The 17,935-nt window shown below is 59.1% G+C and carries 13 protein-coding genes and 1 pseudogene; 7 read left to right on the top strand and 7 right to left on the bottom strand.

The annotated features are described in order from the left end of the window. Positions 1-88 precede the first annotated feature (88 nt). The gene (locus ACM6I5_RS03130) at positions 89-991 is read left to right on the top strand and encodes a DMT family transporter (RefSeq protein WP_017336612.1); all 903 of its coding nucleotides are present in this window, start codon (positions 89-91) and stop codon (positions 989-991) included. 38 nt (positions 992-1,029) lie between these two features. Here ACM6I5_RS03130 and ACM6I5_RS03125 read toward each other — a convergent pair whose 3' ends face one another. Together ACM6I5_RS03125 and ACM6I5_RS03120 are read right to left on the bottom strand one after the other, a co-directional pair. Continuing rightward, positions 1,030-2,004 carry a 2-hydroxyacid dehydrogenase gene (locus ACM6I5_RS03125; RefSeq protein WP_414879402.1) on the bottom strand — a complete coding sequence of 325 codons (975 nt, stop codon included), beginning with the start codon at positions 2,002-2,004 and terminating at the stop codon, positions 1,030-1,032. 138 nt (positions 2,005-2,142) lie between these two features. After that, positions 2,143-3,111, bottom strand: coding sequence for a LysR family transcriptional regulator (locus ACM6I5_RS03120; protein ID WP_017336614.1), 969 nt, complete (start codon positions 3,109-3,111; stop codon positions 2,143-2,145). Positions 3,112-3,325: 214 nt separating this feature from the next. Here ACM6I5_RS03120 and ACM6I5_RS03115 point away from each other — a divergent pair, with 214 nt between their 5' ends. The 4 genes from ACM6I5_RS03115 to ACM6I5_RS03100 all read left to right on the top strand — a co-directional run bounded on the left by ACM6I5_RS03115 (position 3,326) and on the right by ACM6I5_RS03100 (position 8,203). Further along, entirely contained in the window at positions 3,326-4,825 is a 1,500-nt protein-coding gene (locus ACM6I5_RS03115) for an efflux transporter outer membrane subunit (RefSeq protein ID WP_414883164.1), read from the top strand. A 121-nt stretch (positions 4,826-4,946) separates the two neighbouring features. Further along, a complete protein-coding gene (locus ACM6I5_RS03110; RefSeq protein WP_414879404.1) occupies positions 4,947-7,139 on the top strand; it encodes an FUSC family protein in 2,193 nt (730 codons plus the stop codon). Further along, complete coding sequence (locus ACM6I5_RS03105) at positions 7,129-7,329, top strand: DUF1656 domain-containing protein (protein ID WP_007896379.1); 201 nt, start codon at positions 7,129-7,131, stop codon at positions 7,327-7,329. The genes ACM6I5_RS03110 and ACM6I5_RS03105 overlap by 11 nt, the downstream gene beginning before the upstream one ends. 25 nt (positions 7,330-7,354) lie before the next feature. Then, the gene (locus ACM6I5_RS03100) at positions 7,355-8,203 is read left to right on the top strand and encodes an efflux RND transporter periplasmic adaptor subunit (RefSeq protein ID WP_414879405.1); all 849 of its coding nucleotides are present in this window, start codon (positions 7,355-7,357) and stop codon (positions 8,201-8,203) included. A gap of 96 nt (positions 8,204-8,299) precedes the next feature. On the opposite strand, the gene ACM6I5_RS03095 is transcribed toward ACM6I5_RS03100, so the two are convergent. The 3 genes from ACM6I5_RS03095 to ACM6I5_RS03085 form a co-directional block, all read right to left on the bottom strand. Further along, positions 8,300-8,695, bottom strand: coding sequence for a DUF4440 domain-containing protein (locus tag ACM6I5_RS03095; RefSeq protein WP_414879406.1), 396 nt, complete (start codon positions 8,693-8,695; stop codon positions 8,300-8,302). Between the two features lie 135 nt (positions 8,696-8,830). After that, positions 8,831-9,655 carry an SDR family oxidoreductase gene (locus tag ACM6I5_RS03090; RefSeq protein WP_414883163.1) on the bottom strand — a complete coding sequence of 275 codons (825 nt, stop codon included), beginning with the start codon at positions 9,653-9,655 and terminating at the stop codon, positions 8,831-8,833. 33 nt (positions 9,656-9,688) lie between these two features. Continuing rightward, a complete protein-coding gene (locus ACM6I5_RS03085; RefSeq protein WP_017336620.1) occupies positions 9,689-10,153 on the bottom strand; it encodes a hypothetical protein in 465 nt (154 codons plus the stop codon). A 202-nt stretch (positions 10,154-10,355) separates the two neighbouring features. On the opposite strand from ACM6I5_RS03085, the gene ACM6I5_RS03080 reads away from it, so the two are divergent. Then, entirely contained in the window at positions 10,356-12,995 is a 2,640-nt protein-coding gene (locus ACM6I5_RS03080) for an RHS repeat domain-containing protein (protein WP_414883162.1), read from the top strand. 97 nt (positions 12,996-13,092) lie between these two features. Here the strand turns inward: ACM6I5_RS03080 and ACM6I5_RS03075 are convergent. Continuing rightward, a pseudogene (locus tag ACM6I5_RS03075) lies at positions 13,093-13,272 on the bottom strand (mannose-1-phosphate guanylyltransferase/mannose-6-phosphate isomerase); the annotation flags it as partial. Positions 13,273-13,369: 97 nt separating this feature from the next. Here ACM6I5_RS03075 and ACM6I5_RS03070 point away from each other — a divergent pair. Beyond that, entirely contained in the window at positions 13,370-16,153 is a 2,784-nt protein-coding gene (locus tag ACM6I5_RS03070) for an RHS repeat-associated core domain-containing protein (protein ID WP_414883161.1), read from the top strand. Positions 16,154-16,422: 269 nt separating this feature from the next. On the opposite strand, the gene ACM6I5_RS03065 is transcribed toward ACM6I5_RS03070, so the two are convergent. Then, positions 16,423-17,874 (bottom strand): mannose-1-phosphate guanylyltransferase/mannose-6-phosphate isomerase, encoded by a 1,452-nt coding sequence (locus ACM6I5_RS03065; RefSeq protein WP_414883160.1) that lies wholly within the window; start codon positions 17,872-17,874, stop codon positions 16,423-16,425. Between the last annotated feature and the right edge of the window lie 61 nt (positions 17,875-17,935).

Below are 17,935 nucleotides of genomic sequence, written 5' to 3'. Positions count from 1 at the left end.
GCTTCGCAGCCCCGCGTCGGATCGCCGCCCGGAGCCAAGCTCGCTCGCCACAAAAGCAGACCGCATTGCACCATCCGGAGCCTTCGCCATGAACCTTTCGCTGTACCTGCTGACCGTACTGATCTGGGGCACCACCTGGATTGCCCTGAAATGGCAATTGGGGGTGGTGGCGATTCCGGTGTCGATCGTCTATCGCTTCGGCCTCGCCGCACTGGTGCTGTTCGTGCTGCTGTTGCTCAGCCGCAAGCTGCAAGTGATGAACCGTCGCGGGCACTTGATCTGCCTGGCGCAAGGGCTGTGCCTGTTTTGCATCAATTTCATGTGCTTCCTGACCGCCAGCCAGTGGATACCCAGCGGCCTGGTGGCCGTGGTGTTTTCCACTGCCACGCTGTGGAATGCCCTGAATGCGCGGGTGTTCTTCGGCCAGAAGATCGCCCGCAACGTTCTGTTGGGTGGTGCACTCGGTTTGCTGGGGCTGGGTTTGCTGTTCTGGCCAGAACTGGTTGGCCACACCGCCAGCCCCGAAACCTTGCTTGGCCTGGGGCTGGCGTTGCTTGGAACGCTGTGTTTCTCGGCGGGCAACATGTTGTCGAGCCTGCAGCAAAAGGCCGGTCTCAAGCCGCTGACCACCAACGCCTGGGGCATGGCCTACGGCGCGGCGATGCTGTCGGTGTGGTGCCTGGTCAAAGGCATTCCCTTCGACATGGAATGGAATGCACGTTATATCGGCTCGCTGCTTTACCTGGTCATTCCGGGTTCGGTGATTGGTTTCACGGCCTACCTGACGTTGGTCGGGCGCATGGGCCCTGAGCGTGCAGCCTATTGCACGGTGTTGTTCCCGGTGGTGGCGCTCAATGTGTCGGCGTTTGTCGAAGGCTACCAATGGACCGCACCGGCGCTGGCAGGGCTGGTGTTGGTGATGCTGGGTAACGTGCTGGTGTTTCGTAAACCCAAGGCGCCGATGGTGCAGGGGAACGGCAAGCTGGCGTAATTGGCCGGGCAGACGTTAACCACGTCTGCCCGTGTCAGTCAGCCTTTCCAGACTTGCGGATTGACCAGATCCTGCGGCCGCTCGCCCAGCAGTGCGCTGCGCAGATTGGCCAGCGCACGGTTGGCCATGGCCTCGCGGGTTTCGTGGGTCGCCGAGCCGATGTGCGGCAAGGTCACTGCGTTTTTCAGTTGATACAGCGGCGATTCGGCCAACGGTTCCTTCTCGTATACATCCAGCCCGGCGCCACGGATCTGATTGTTTTGCAGCGCTTCGATCAGCGCCGGTTCGTCCACCACCGGGCCACGGGCGATGTTGATCAGAATCGCACTGGGCTTCATCAACGCCAGTTCTCGGCGGCTGATCAGGTGTTTGGTTTTCTCGCTGAGCGGCACCACCAGGCAGACAAAATCGGCCTCGGCCAACAGCTCATCCAGGCTACGGAACTGCGCGCCGAGTTCTTGTTCCAGCGCGGTTTTGCGGCTGTTGCCGCTGTAGATGACTGGCATGTTGAAGCCGAGCCGACCGCGACGGGCGATGGCCGCACCGATATTGCCCATGCCGACGATGCCCAGGGTTTTGCCATAGACGTCGGTGCCGAACAGCGGGGCGCCGACGGTCGCTTGCCATTGGCCGGCCTTGGTCCAGGCGTCCAGCTCGGCAACACGGCGGGCGCTGCTCATCAGCAGGGCGAAGGCCAGGTCCGCGGTGCTTTCGGTGAGGACATCAGGCGTGTTGGTCAGCATGATCCCGCGTTCGTTGAAATAGGCGACGTCGTAGTTGTCGTAGCCGACCGACACGCTGGACACCACTTCCAGTTTGCTCGCGTTCTCCAGTTGCGCCCGGCCAAGCTTGCGACCCACGCCGATCAGGCCATGGGCGTGGGGCAGGGCTTCGTTGAATTGAGCGTTGATGTCGCCGTTTTTCGGGTTGGGCACGATGACGTCGAAGTCCTGCTTGAGGCGTTCGATCATGTCTGGCGTGATGCGGCTGAAGGCGAGGACGGTTTTTTTCATGGGAGGAGGGCTCGTCGGGCGGGGAGAATGCCAAGCACGCTAACATTCTTCCCGGATAGTGTGCGAGTCCCCCGAAGCTACCGGGCGTCCGCAGCCCTTCGTAGGCGCCAGCAAGCCGGCGCCTACGGGTGGGTGGGGTTAGTTCGCCAGTCGAGCCCCTGCCAGACTCCCGCTCAACTCATACGCCGCCAGTTCCGCCTGATGCGCCGCCAGGATATCCGGCAAGGAACCGCGCAAATACTCGACCCAGGTCTTGATCTTCGCATCCAGGTACTGCCGCGAGGGGTAGATCGCGTACAGGTTCAGTTCCTGCGACCGGTAATTCGGCATCACCCGCACCAGCGAACCGTTACGCAACCCTTCAATCGCCGCATACACCGGCAACACGCCGACGCCCATGCCGCTGGTGATCGCGGTCTTCATCGCGTCCGCCGAGTTCACCAGAAACGGCGAGCTGTGGATGGTGACCATTTCCTGACCTTCAGGCCCGTCGAAGGTCCACTTCTCCAATGGGATCACCGGGCTGACCAGGCGCAGGCACGCATGGTTCAGCAAGTCGCTGGGTTTATGCGCGCAACCGTTGGCTTTCACATACGCCGGCGAGGCGCAGACGATGCTGTAGGTGATGCCCAGGCGTTGGGAGACGAAACCCGAATCCGGCAGTTCGCTGGCAAGGACGATCGACACGTCGTAACCCTCGTCGAGCAAGTCCGGCACACGGTTGGCCATGGTCAGGTCGAAGGTCACGTCAGGGTGAGTCTTGCGATAGCGGGCAATGGCGTCGATCACGAAGTGCTGACCGATGCCGGTCATGGTGTGCACCTTGAGCTGCCCGGCCGGGCGCGCGTGGGCGTCACTGGCCTCGGCCTCGGCTTCTTCGACGTAGGCCAGGATCTGCTCGCAGCGCAACAGGTAGCGCTTGCCGGCCTCGGTCAGGGCGATGCGGCGGGTGGTGCGGTTGAGCAGGCGGGTTTGCAGGTGGGCTTCCAGGTTGGAGACCGCGCGCGAGACGTTGGCCGTGGTGGTGTCGAGTTGCACGGCGGCGGCGGTGAAGCTGCCGGCCTCGGCCACGTAACTGAAGGCGCGCATGTTTTGCAAAGTGTCCATGGGGTGCTCTCGGGTGCGATGGCAAATTGTGACACAACGTTTCAGGATCTGAGACCCCGACCAAGGGATTATCGCGTGAACGGTAACAAAGATTCACAGGAATCCCGGCTTATCGCGACCAGGACCCACCCCTAGAATTGCGGGCACTCCTGTAGACGCAGCCTTCGGCAGCTCCTACAGGGGAGACTTCTCCCCCTCTCAGGAAATCGCAGCAGTGCCGCGTCGCATCAGCAGAGCGCTTCAGACGCTCAGTGTTTTGGCTTTAACCCTGGCAATCAGCGGCTGCATCGGAACCGGAGGTATTGCCCCGCAGGGCAAGGCACTGGAGGCCAATTCACTGGCCACCGACGAAGCCATCCAGAGCGCCGCGCAGGACGCTCACTGGCCCACCGCACAATGGTGGCAAGCCTACGGCGACCCGCAACTGAATCGCTGGATCGATCTCGCCCTGCAAGGCAGCCCGACCATGGCCATGGCGGCCGCGCGAGTGCGTCAGGCCAGATCCATGGCCGGCATCGCCGAATCCGCCGAGTCGCTGCAGATCAATGGCCAATCCACCCTCAAGCGCCACAACTGGCCCACCGATCAGTTCTACGGGCCGGGCGAGCTGGCCAATACGACGACCTGGGACAACAACGCTGCACTGGGCTTCAGCTATGCCCTCGACCTTTGGGGCCGCGAAAGCAATGCCACCGAGCGTGCCGTGGACATGGCGCACATGAGCGTCGCCGAAGCGCGCCTGGCCCGGCTCGAATTGCAGAACAATATCGTGCGCGCCTATATCGAACTGTCGCTGCATTACGCGCAACGGGACATCGTCGCTGCTACCCTGAAACAGCAACAGCAAATTCTCGACCTCGCACAGAAGCGTCTGAGCGGCGGTATCGGCACGCACTTCGAAGTCAGCCAGGCCGAAACGCCGCTGCCGGAAACCCACCGCCAGCTCGATGCCCTTGATGAAGAGATAGCCCTCAGCCGCAACCAGCTCGCAGCCCTTGCAGGCAAGGGGCCGGGCGACGGTGCGCAGTTGCAGCGGCCGACGCTGGCGTTGGCCACGGCGCTGAAATTGCCGTCGTCGCTGCCCGCGCAATTGCTCGGCCAACGCCCGGACGTGGTCGCCAGTCGCTGGCAAGTCGCGGCCCAGGCGCGGGGCATCGATGTGGCTCACGCCGGTTTCTACCCCAACGTCGATCTGGTCGGCAGCCTCGGCTACATGGCCACTGGCGGCGGAGCGCTGGAGTTTTTGACCGGCAGGAAACTCAATTACAGCGTCGGCCCGGCGATCTCGCTGCCGATTTTCGACGGTGGCCGTTTGCGGGCCGAACTGGGTGAAGCCTCCGCCGGTTATGACATCGCTGTGGCGAAGTACAACCAGACGCTGGTCAACGCGCTGAAGAACATCTCCGACCAGTTGATCCGCCGCGAGTCCATGGACAAGCAGCAAACCTTCGCCGCCGAGTCCGTGGCCACCGCGCAGAAAACCTACGACATCGCGATGATCGCCTGGCAACGCGGGCTCACCGATTACCTCAACGTGCTCAACGCCCAGACGTTGTTGTTCAAACAGCAGCAGGTGCAGCAACAGGTTCAGGCTGCGCGGCTCAGTGCGCATGCCGAACTGGTGACGGCGCTCGGCGGTGGACTCGGTACGGGCAACGATGTGCCGACTGCCGAACAGACCCAGGTCCCGAAAACCCCGAGCCTTTTACGTTGAACACACTACCTGTGGGAGCCAGCCTGCTGGCGATGAGGGGGCCACCACCAACATTGATGTCGACTGATACTCCGCTATCGCCAGCAGGCTGGCTCCCACAGGTTTTACTGAGCAGGATTCCATGACCCCCTTGCCCGCACCTCTGCGCTGGCTGTATTCCCTCGAATGGCGCCGGGGTTTCTTTGACTGGGCACGCAGTGACGGCGTGACCTGGGTCTACATTTTCAAGGTGTTGATCGCCGCGTTCATGACCCTGTGGCTGGCGATGCGTCTGGAATTGCCGCAGCCGCGCACGGCGATGATCACGGTGTTCATCGTCATGCAGCCGCAAAGCGGTCAGGTGTTCGCCAAGAGTTTCTACCGTTTTCTCGGCACCTTGACCGGGTCGGCCGTGATGGTCGCGCTGATTGCCTTGTTCGCGCAAAACACCGAACTGTTCCTCGGTTCGCTGGCGATCTGGGTCGGCATCTGCTCGGCGGGTGCCGCACGTTATCGCAACTTCCGTGCGTATGGTTTTGTCCTGGCCGGCTATACGGCGGCGATGGTCGGGTTGCCCGCGCTTGCACATCCGGATGGCGCATTCATGGCGGCGGTCTGGCGCGTGCTGGAAATCTCGCTGGGGATTCTCTGCGCCACCGTGGTCAGCGCCGCAATCCTGCCGCAAACCGCCAGTGCGGCAATGCGCAACGCCTTGTATCAGCGCTTCGGTGTGTTCGCCTTGTTCGTCACCGATGGTTTGCGTGGTCGTAGCAAGCGGGACGCTTTTGAAGCGAGCAATGTGCGCTTCATCGCTGAGGCGGTCGGCCTGGAAGGGCTGCGCAGCGTCACCGTGTTCGAAGACCCGCACATGCGTCGGCGCAACGGTCGACTCAGTCGTCTGAACAGCGAGTTCATGGGCATCACGACGCGCTTCAACGCCTTGCACCAACTGCTTGAACGCTTGCGCAGCAGCGATGCCGATCACGTGGTCGCGGCCATCAAACCGGGCTTGCAAGACCTGGCGGAAGTGCTCGACGGTTTCAGCGGTCGTGCCTTGACCAGCCCCGATGCGGCACGGTTGGTCATCGCGCTGAGCGTTTACAAGGAAGGGCTGCCGGCCAGGGTTCGCAGCCTGCGGGCGAGCTTTCAGGAGCGCAACCCGAGCGACGCCGAACTGCTCGATTTCCACACCGCGTACGAGCTGCTCTACCGTTTTGTCGACGACCTGCACAGTTATGCGCAGACCCACGCGTCCCTGGCCGATCACCGCCATGAACGCGAGCGATGGGACGAGCCGTTCACCCCGCAAACCAACTGGCTGGCATCCGCCGCTTCGGGGATTCGCGCGGCATTCATTCTGGTTGTACTCGGCAGCTATTGGGTCGCAACGGCGTGGCCGAGCGGGGCGACCATGACCCTGATTGCAGCGGCGACTGTCGGGTTGTCCGCCGCAACGCCCAATCCAAAACGCATGGCGTTCCAGATGGCCTGCGGCACGTTCCTCGGCGCGCTGATCGGCTTCGTCGAGATGTTTTTCATCTTCCCCTGGATCGACGGTTTTCCCTTGCTGTGCGTGATGCTTGCGCCGGTGATCGTGCTCGGTTCGTTCCTGACCTCGCGCCCGCAATACGCCGGCGTCGGTCTCGGCTTGCTGATCTTCTTCAGCACCGGTTCGGTGCCGGATAACCTCACCGTCTACAACCCTTACGCCTTCATCAACGACTACATCGCCATGGTGCTCGGCATGCTGGTGTGCGCGGCGGCGGGGGCGATCATCCTGCCGCCCAACAGTCGCTGGTTGTGGCGTCGGCTGGAGCAGGATCTGCGTGGACAGGTGGTGTACGCGATCAGCGGCAAGCTCAAAGGCCTGGCCTCAAGTTTCGAAAGCCGCACGCGTGACTTGCTGCATCAGGCCTATGGTCTCGCGGCCGGCCAGCCGCAGGTGCAACGGGACTTGCTGCGCTGGATGTTCGTGGTGCTGGAAGTCGGTCACGCGATCATCGAACTGCGCAAGGAACAGGCGATTCTGCCGGTGCACCCGGCGTATGCCGAATCGCAGCCGTGGCGCCAGGCCATCCGCGTAATGGGCCGCTCGCTGGTGCGGCTGTTCCTGCAACCAAGCCAGAGCAATCTGGAGCGCGGCCTGATCGCGGTGGACCATGCGATCAGCCGCGTACAAGCCACCGACGAACCCTTCGCCCCGCACTTCGATACCTCGGCATTACGTCGGGTGAAGAGCTACCTGCACTTCATCCGCACTTCGTTGCTCGACCCGCAATCACCGCTCGCCGCCTACGTGAACATCCCGCCTCAAGGACTTGAACATGCCTCGTGAAATCGCCTTCCACGGCGTGTACATGCCGACCATGACGCTGATGTTTTTCATTGCCGCGGCGCTGGCCTGGGCGCTTGACCGGTTCCTGTCCGGGTTCGACCTGTACCGTTTTTTCTGGCACCCGGCGCTGCTGCGCCTGAGCCTCTTTACCTGTCTGTTCGGCGCGCTGGCGCTGACTGTCTACCGTTGACTCTCTATCACTGAAGAAGGCCCTGATGAAAAAGCTTTTCAGCCTGCTTGCGACCCTGCTGGTGCTGGCCCTCGCGCTATGGATCGGCCGGACCCTGTGGGTGCATTACATGGACACGCCGTGGACCCGCGACGGCCGGGTGCGCGCCGACATCATCAACGTCGCCGCCGACGTCACCGGTGAGGTGGTGGACGTGCCGGTGCGCGACAACCAGCAGGTGAAAAAGGGCGACCTGCTGATGCGCATCGACCCCGAGCACTACCGTATCGCGGTCAAACAGGCGCAGGCGATGGTGGCTTCACGCAAGGCGACGTGGGAGATGCGCAAGGTCAACGCCCATCGCCGCGCCGACATGGATGCCCTGGTGATCTCCAAGGAAAACCGCGACGACGCCAGCAACATCGCCGACTCGGCCCTCGCCGATTACCAGCATGCGCAAGCGCAACTGGAAGCGGCCGAACTGAACCTCAAACGCACCGAAGTGCGGGCGGCGGTGGACGGTTATGTGACCAACCTCAACGTCCATCGCGGCGACTACGCGCGCATCGGCGAAGCGAAAATGGCCGTGGTCGACATGAATTCGTTCTGGGTCTACGGCTTCTTCGAGGAAACCAAATTGCCGCACGTGCGAGTGGGCGATAAGGCCGACATGCAACTGATGAGCGGCGAAGTGCTCAAGGGGCATGTGGAAAGCATCTCGCGTGGTATCTACGACCGCGACAATCCGGAAAGTCGTGAGCTGATTGCGGATGTAAACCCGACCTTCAACTGGGTGCGCCTGGCACAGCGCGTGCCGGTGCGGATTCACATTGATGAAGTGCCGGAAGGGGTGCTGTTGGCGGCGGGGATTACGTGCACGGTGGTGGTTAACTGATCTTCGCACCGCCGCTCCCACACTTGACCGAGTTTTTCCTGGATAAATACGATCGAATGTGGGGGCGGGCTTGCTCGCGAAGGGCGCGATTCGGTCTCACGCCTTGCAGAAAGTTTCATGCAAATGCCGCCAAAGAATCTTGCCTTCCACCTTCTCGAACACCACGGTCGAGCGGCGATCGGAGTGCAGGCCTGTGGCATCGGTCTGTTGCTCGCGGTAACTCACGGTTGCACCACCGTCATGTAACGCGAGGCCACGCAATTCGCTCAGCTCGATCCGGAACCCGAGTTTCTTGCCGCCCGCCAGCGTGAACAACTCGTTCAACGCCGCAAAATCCAGCACCCGGCCCAACGGCGAGACCATGGAAAACTGCGGGGAAAAACGTGTCAGCAGGTGTTCAAGTTCAGTGGCATCCCGTTCTTCGGCCAGCCATTGTTCGATGGCCACATGGGCCTGGATCACTTCGTCAAAGTATTCGGTGTAGTCGGTCATGTTGTTTCCTGAAAAATGTGCAGAACCTGTTCTGACGCCTTCGCCAGCAGGCTGGCTCCCACAGGATTAGCGCTATTTCAAAATCTGTGCATGACCTGTGGGAGCCAGCCTGCTGGCGATGGCGTCAACTCGGTTTCAGAGCTGCCCACGCAACCCGAACCGCTTCATCAACCCCGACTCCAGCACCCCCTTGGGCAACAACCCCGCCAACAACGGCAACGCCCGGCTGCCATTGCCCAAACGAATCAGCCGCGGCGGCTTGCTCTGCTGCACGGCCTTGAGCAAACCGGCGGCAAATTCACTCGCCGGAGTGGGGTTGTCCTGAGACGCCTTGGCTCGCGCCCGGATGCCTTCTCGCAGTGGAAACCACGGCGACTGCTCGCTGATCAATTGCTCGGCCTCAGCCCCTGCATTCTTGGCAAAACTGGAGGCGATAGCACCCGGTTGTACCTCCATCACCCGCACGCCAAACGGCGCCAGTTCCATGCGCAACGCATCGCTCAAGGCGTGTACCGCCGCTTTCGACGCGCAATACGCGCCCGCGAACGGCGTGACCAATACGCCGGACACACTGCCGATATTCACCACGATCCCTTTGGCCCGGCGCAACACCGGAAACAGCGCGCGCGTCACGCCGACGATGGCAAACACATTGGTTTCGAACTGCCGTTGCATGGCCGGTACGCCACCGTCCAGTAGCGGGCCCATCGCCCCATAACCGGCGTTGTTGATCAGTACATCGAGGCCGCCATGCCGTTGATTGATCTGTTCGCTCAACTGTTCGAGTGCCGCGCCATCGTTGACGTCCAGCTGCACGGCAGTGAACCCGGCGGCGGTCAAAACCGCCACGTCCTCAGCCTTGCGCGCACTGGCCCAGACTTCATAGCCGGCACCTTTGAAGGCATCGGCCAGGGCGCGGCCAATGCCGCTGGAACAACCGGTAATCAACGCAACGGGCATGGCGCGGTCCTTGTGCAGAAGAGAGAAAAGGGATCAGTCGGAGAAACTACCCTGCAAACGCTCGGCGCGAAACTCCAGGGTTTGCGGGCGATAGCCGGGGCGCAGCGGCGGCATGGGCAAACAGTCTTCCCAGTTCGCGCCGGCCTGCAATTCACCGGGACCGCGATAACGCGGCGCGGTGTATTGGTTGTCGGCCAGATTGACTGTGTCGCCCGGTGCGTACGCGGCGATGCGCCAACGCAGCTCGGTCAGCGGCACGTCGTTGCCGTTGTTCATTTTCAACAGCAGTGGGCGATCCGCCGGGCAGTGCTCCGGCGCATAAGTGATGCGCAACTCAAGCCGTGCCAGTTGCTTGACCTCGCGGTTGTCCATCCAGATCACCCAGGTGGCTACCACACCCAGTCCAATGGCGGCCGCCACCGAGACGGGCAAGGCCTTGGCCGGGTAACGCAGCAACAGGATCAGCCAGGTGATGACCAACAGGACGCCGATAAACATGTCGCACAACCTCGCAGGAGAGAGGCTCATCCTACCTAAGGGCAGGTGTGCTTGGCGATGGGCGTGGTGAGGGCGACCGTTTGTCGAGCCTGTAATTTGTGACAGTAGCCATGCGTGGGTTTTCAGCATTAGCTGGTGCAAATCGACATGAAGACGCCTGATGCGGCCTCACCTGGCTTTCATACATCGCGACACCCCAGAGATGACGGTCGTTGAACCGCGGGGGCTGGCTGTGCGTTCGGTGGATTACTACCGTGCCGTGGAGGGGGCGGATGCCGAAGCGCGGGTCAATCGCACGGTTCATGACCCGGTAGGCAGGGTGATTGCGCAGAGTGATCCGCGGTTGTTCCTGTATGCCACGGCACCGGCCAATCTGGTTACGATTCATGGACTCTCGGGCACGGCTTTGTGCACCCTCAGTGTCGATGCCGGTCTGCATGTGAGTCTGTTCGGCGAGGCGGGTCAGCCGGTTCACAGCTGGGATGGTCGGGGTTCGCAGCACTGGATGCACTACGATAATCAGCTGCGATTGACGGCGCTGTTCGAGCAAGCTGCGGAGGGCGAGGCGTTTTGCGCGGAACGTTTGACTTACGCGGCCAACGATCAGGCATTCGCCGATCACAACCAATGCGGCCGATTGATCTGCCACGAGGACCCGGCTGGGGCTGTGCTGTTCAATGACTACGGATTGAGCGGCGCGATACTCGAGCAAGAGCGGTGTTTTGCCAAGGAGTCGTCTCCCGGTTTCGCCACGCACTCACGATTCAATCCGTTGAACGATCTGCTGTCCCGAACCGATGCACAAGGTAACGAACAACGCTTCAGCCAGACCGTGGGCGGCCATTTATGCGCCGTGGACTTGCGCTTGAACAACACGCTGGAATGGCTGCCCATGGTCAGCGCCATCACCTGCAACGCCCACGGCCAGGTCGAGAGGGAAGTCGCCGGCAATGGCGTGATCACCACCCTCGAATACGCCACCGAAGACGGACGCCTGCAACGCCTGCTGTCCCGACTCGGTCAGGATGATCCGTTGCAGGACCTGCGTTATACCTACGACCCGGTCGGCAATGTGCGAAGCATCGAAGACGCCGCGCTGCCGATCCGCTACTTCGCCAATCAGCGCATCGAGCCGGTCAGTCATTACTTTTATGACACGCTTTACCGGCTGATCGAGGCCACAGGCTGGGAGGCCGGTTGGGTCAAACACGGCCCGTCATCGGCGATGACGGCGGACCCCGCCATGCCCGGCAATTACCGCCAGACCTACCGTTATGACACCGGTAACAACCTGCTCGAACTGACCCACGTCGGCCCGCAAAACCACGGCCATCGGCTGGTTGCGGATGCCCACAGCAACCGCTGCCTGCCGGTGCGTGATGGTATCGAGCCGGGTGAGGAGGATTTCCGCAACGGCTTCGACGCCAATGGCAACCTGCTCAAGCTGCAACTGGGGCGGACGTTGCGTTGGGATCTGCGCAATCAATTATGCGAAGTTCGACCGGTAGAGCGGGACGGCGCCGAAAATGATTGTGAGCGTTACATCTACGGCGCCGATGGCCTACGCGTGCGCAAAGTCCGCTCGCTACATACCAACGTCCAAACCAACATCATCGAAACCTTGTATTTGCCCGGCCTGGAAATCCGTACCCACAGTGGCACCGGCGAAGTGCTGCACGTCATCGACGTGGCGACCGGACGCGGCAACGTGCGGGTGTTGCACTGGGAGGCGGGAATACCGAATGAGATCACCAACAATCAGCAGCGCTACAGCCTGACGGATCATCTGGGCTCGAGCACGCTGGAGCTGGATCAGGACGCCAACGTCATCACCCAGGAACGGTATTACCCGTTTGGCGGCACGGCGTGGAGTAATGGCGCAGCGGTGCAGGTCAGTTACAAAACCGTGCGGTACTCGGGCAAGGAGCAGGATGCGACGGGGCTTTATTGCTATGGGTTCAGGTATTACATGCCGTGGTTGCAGCGGTGGTTGAATCCCGATCCGGCGGGAACTGTTGATGGTCTTAATTTATATCGGATGATTAGAAACGCACCGATAAATGAGATCGATGTCATGGGGTTGGCATCATCTGGAAATTTTAATGGTCTGAGAAGTACCTTTGCTAGTTTGCGTGAATGGGTTGTTTCAAAATGGAAGGGCGGGAGGGCTGACCAGTCAAGAAAGCCAAGTGCGCCAGGGCCGAGTGCCTCTGTATATGATCGTGCAATCTTTACTCTTGCGCAAAGGGAGGGTAAGGCGAGCAGTATTGCGGATTTGAATGTATTTAAGGGGAATATTAACAATAACGTCGCGCAGCAGAACTTGAAGATTGAAGGTTTTCTTTATCGTAGTCACCACGTTGGTGCAATTAGTTCTACGGGGCTGATAAGAGCAAATGGAGCAGCAGAGCCAAGCGGTGACGAATTCTTTGCGCAGATTTTTCAGCACAGTGGAATGCAATCTGGGCTTGCAGGAAAGGTACTGTCTTTCACTCCTGATATTAATGTTGCTAGGCGATTCTCGAAAAGAGATGGGAATATTTTGGTTCGTGTTAATACCCGCTCGGATTCGGTAAAAGCGGGGTCTAGAACTACTGCCGATATAGTTCTGACAGACGCCGAGCGACTGATTGAAAATAGAGTAATTAGAATTCCCAGTCTGGTTAATGTGTTGGGGTATTTAGGGCAGGGGGAGATTGAGACTTTTTATATGGGAGGGGATATCCCGAGTGAGGCTGTTCAAGTTAATTATGAGGGTGGGTGGATCTCTGTTCAGGAATATGAAAATAAAAAGTCCAAGTTGTCAGCTCGGTTTGGAAAAGATTTACAAGTTGTGAAGTAAAAACTATCTACTTGGTGAGCCGTGAAAAAGCCCCCGCCCAACCCACTGCGGATAGGGAACGCAGTGGTCTGGACGGGGGCTTGTTTTTACCAACTACTTACTGCGCGATGGTTTTCACCGACACGCCGCGCTCGATCGGCGTAGACCGACCATAGATATCTTCAAACCGCTCGATATCGTCCTCACCCAGATAGCTGCCCGATTGCACTTCGATAATCTCGAGTGGAATCTTGCCCGGGTTGCGCAAACGGTGAACCGATACGATTGGAGTGGATTGACCGATATTCATACCAGTCGTCGAGACTGTTACTTTTGACAGTAGCTGAACGTGGATTTTAAGCATTAGCTGGTCGTCATTCTTCGAGACGACTGTCATGAATATCCAGGCAGCGCCAATACACCGCCATACCCCTAAGCTGATGGCCATTGATCCGCGTGGTCTGGCGTTACGCTCAGTGGATTATTACCGTTTCGACCCTGGTGACACGGCAGAAGCGCATGTCGAACGCACAACCCATGACTTGGCGGGAAGGGCGGTCGCGCACTGGGATCCGCGCCTGTTTCAGGAGGCTTCAGCGCCTGCCAACCTGCGCATGATTCATGGCCTCTCCGGCACGGCTCTGTGCACCGTCAGTGTCGATGCAGGTTTGCGCGTGAGCCTGTTCGGCGAGGCGGGTCAACCGGTTCAATCCTGGGACGGCCGGGGTTCGCAGCACTGGATGCACTACGACGATCAGCTGCGATTGAGTGCGTTGTTTGAGCAAGCCAAAGAGGGCGAAGCGGTTTGTGCGGAGCGTCTGACTTATGCGGCCAACGATCCGGCGTTGGTCGGTCACAACCAGTGCGGCCGACTGATCAGGCATGAAGACGCTGCCGGTGTTCTGCTGTTCAACGACTACGGATTGAGCGGCACGGTACTTGAGCAAGCGCGGCGTGTTGGCGAGAGCACGCAGTCTTTTTCAACGTATTCACGTTTCAACCCACCCGGAGATCTGCTGTCGCGAATCGATGCACAAGGTAACGAACAACGCTTCAGCCAGACCGTGGACTGTGAGTTGCGCGCCGTGGATTTGCGTCTGAGCAACACGCCCCAACACCTGCCCATGGTCAGCGCCATCACCTACAACGCCCACGGCCAGGTCGAGAGGGAAGTCGCCGGCAATGGCGTGATCACCACCCTCGAATACGCCGCCGAAGACGGACGCCTGCAACGCCTGCTTTCCCGACTCGGTCAGGATGATCCGTTGCAGGACCTGCGTTATACCTACGACCCGGTCGGCAATGTGCGAAGCATCGAAGACGCCGCGCTGCCGATCCGCTACTTCGCCAATCAGCGCATCGAGCCGGTCAGTCATTACTTTTATGACACGCTTTACCGGCTGATCGAGGCCACAGGCTGGGAGGCCGGTTGGGTCAAACACGGCCCGTCATCGGCGATGACGGCGGACCCCGCCATGCCCGGCAACTACCGCCAGACCTACCGTTATGACGCCGGCAACAACCTGCTGGAACTGACCCACGTCGGCCCGCAAAACCACGGCCATCGGCTGGTTGCGGATGCCCACAGCAACCGCTGCCTGCCGGTGTGCGATGGCATTGAACCGGGCGAAGACGATTTCCGCAGCGGCTTCGATGCCAACGGCAACCTGCTGAGCCTGCAACCGGGACAAGCGCTGACCTGGGATCTGCGCAATCAACTGCGCGAAGTCCGGCCGGTCAAACGCGACGCTGGTCCTGACGATTTCGAATGCTACGACTACGGCGCTGACGGCATGCGTGTGCGCAAAGTCCGCTCGCTGCAAACCAATGCGCAAACGGTGGTCATTGAAATCCGTTACTTGCCCGGTCTGGAAATCCGTACCCACAGCGGCACCGGCGAAGTGCTGCACGTCATCGACATAGCGACCGGCCGCGGCAGCGTGCGGGTGTTGCACTGGGAGGCGGGAATACCGAATGAGATCACCAACAATCAGCAGCGCTACAGCCTGACGGATCATCTGGGCTCAAGCGCGCTGGAGCTGGATCAGGACGCGAAGATCATCACTCAGGAACGGTATTACCCGTTTGGCGGAACGGCCTGGTCGAACGGAGAGGCGGTGCAGGTCAGTTACAAAATGGTGCGGTATTCAGGGAAGGAGCAGGATGCGACGGGGCTTTATTACTACGGGTTCAGGTATTACATACCGTGGTTACAGCGTTGGTTGAATCCTGATCCGAAAGGATATGCTGATGGTTTAAATCTGTTTGCTTTTGTCAGTGATAATCCATTGAGATATAAGGATCTTCAAGGGACAGAGCGCATTGACCTGAATGAGCTGACTACAGAACAGAAACGCGCTATCGGTCTTGATGGTGGGCAAGTTTCAGTTGCGGATCAATTGTATTCCTTCAATATTGTGAACGAGCCAATTTTTGGTGTTCAAGAAGTTAGGGGTAGGATTTTTAAGGACCTAAAGCGCGTGAGTTTTTCAAATTTGGTTACCAAAATGTTCTTGGTTGAGGGCGCTCCTAACCAAATCGTTGATCAGTTGCGATCCCGCTTGGAACCTGGCGAAATGATAAAGGCGCTAGATAAAATTCGCAAGTCGGACGTAGAATCAAGTTTGAAGTTGTCTATAGAAACAGGGATTGGTCATTGCGGCGAACATGCGGATATAAATTTTCATCTGTTGGCCAGTTCCAAAACAGAGCAGCCGGTTTTTCGGGTTAAGGCTGCAAATAACGTTGATCACGGTTTTGTTGTGATAGGAGATCCTCGTGTTCTCTCAATAGATAAGATTGTGGTAGCCGATGCCTGGGCAACCTTTCCTAGGGCTCATACTTTGGATGTTGGTATTTTTGGGGTTGGTAACATCACTGCGAGTGCTGGCGCAGACGCCGATCCTAAATATCAGATGGATGATGCGCAATTAATACAACACAGCCAGATCGAATTCCCGATCATGGGAACCTCTCAGCGTTTTGAGTCAGTGGCTGGCGGGTCAGCGTATATGCAGCTGTTTTCAGTTCAAGAGAGTTTTCAAGGGGTTGACTATAAAAGAGCAGGTTACCGTCGGGGGCATTTTAATGAACTTCCCGTGCGCTATGTATTTGAGCGAATCTCGCAACTTCGAAACTATAATGATTTTCTCGCGCAGCGTGGTGGCGGACATGCATGAATTTAATTAGTCGATCTCAAGTGGAGTCTTGTCCGGGGGAAGTGGAGGCTCCAAAGTGATTGGACTGTAGTGTGAACATTCACGTTGGTTGCGGCTGCAATTCCTGACTCTAGCCAAACATCAACATTTAGCATCAGCTGATACTCATCGTTTTTTTTCAGAGTGTTCCTTAATTCGCGATAAATTTTTCCAACTTAAAAAGCCCCCACCCAACCCACTGCGGATAGGGAACGCAGTGGTCTGGATGGGGGCTTTTTTTTACCGATGACTTACTGCGCGATGGTTTTCACCGAAACCCCACGCTCGATCGGCGTAGACCGACCATAGATATCTTCAAACCGCTCGATATCGTCTTCACCCAGATAGCTGCCCGATTGCACTTCGATGATCTCGAGTGGAATCTTGCCCGGGTTGCGCAAACGGTGAACCGAAGCAATCGGAATGTAGGTCGACTGGTTTTCAGTCAGCAGAAACACATTCTCATCGCAGGTCACTTCGGCGGTGCCGCTGACCACGATCCAGTGTTCGGCGCGGTGGTGGTGCATTTGCAGCGACAGGCACGCGCCCGGTTTGACCGAGATGTGCTTGACCTGGAAGCGCCCGCCCATGTCGACCGAGTCGTAGGAGCCCCACGGACGATAGACTTCGCAGTGGTTCTGGGTTTCGCTGCGACCCTGTTCGTTGAGGGTGTTGACCATCTGTTTCACGCCTTGGACCGAGTCCTTGTGCGCGATCATCATGGCGTCCTTGGTTTCGACGACCACGATGTTTTCCAGGCCGATCACCGACACCAGTTTGCCATTGCCATGGATCATGCAGTTCTTGCTGTCCTGAATGACCACGTCGCCTTTGGTGACGTTACCGTTGACGTCTTTGTCATTCACTTCCCACAGCGACGCCCAGCAACCGACATCGCTCCAGCCTGCAGTGAGTGGTACGACGCAGGCGCGCTGGGTTTTTTCCATGACCGAGTAATCGATGGAATTGTCCGGGCAGCAGGTGAAGGTGGCTTCGTCGATGGTGACCGTGTCGGCATCCTGTTCGCTGCGCTCAAGGGTCAGCAGGCAGGTGTCGTAGATGTCCGGATCGTGTTTTTTCAGCTCTTCCAGGAAGCGGCTGGCACGGAACAGGAACATGCCGCTGTTCCAGAAGTAACCGCCGGACTGGACGAACTCGGTGGCGCGTTTGACGTCAGGTTTTTCAACGAAGTGCGAGACGCGGCTGACGCCTTCAGGCAGCAGTGAGTCGTTGGTCGACTTGATGTAGCCGTAGCCGGTTTCCGGTTTGGTGGCCGGGACGCCGAACAGCACCATTTCGCCGTTTTCGGCGGCGACAGTGGCCAGGGCCAGGGCGCGTTGCAGGGCTTTCTGGTCTTCCAGGACGTGGTCGGCTGGCAGCACCAGCATCAGCTCGTCACGACCTTCATTGACCAGCATCATCGCGGTCAGGGCAACGGCCGGCGCGGTGTTGCGACCGAACGGTTCCATCAGGATGCGCTGGGTGTCCAGTTTACGGTTGGCCAGTTGCTCGTTGACGATGAAACGGTGGTCCTTGTTGCAGACCACGATCGGGGTGTCCATGCCTTCGAACACCAGGCGTTCCAGGGTTTGCTGGAACAGTGTGTGTTCGCCGGTCAGGGCGAGGAATTGCTTAGGGAACTGCTTACGGGAAAGCGGCCAAAGACGTGAGCCACTACCACCTGACAAGATCACCGGAATCATGTTGTTACTCCTTGAAAATCGTATGGGTCAGAGCTACTGCGTTCTGTCGTTTCACTCTTGT

Origin of the sequence: Pseudomonas sp. IT-P171 (assembly GCF_949767765.1) — a bacterium.
GTDB classification, from domain to species: domain Bacteria; phylum Pseudomonadota; class Gammaproteobacteria; order Pseudomonadales; family Pseudomonadaceae; genus Aquipseudomonas; species Aquipseudomonas fluorescens_B.
This window is presented reverse-complemented; position numbering and strand designations above follow the sequence as displayed.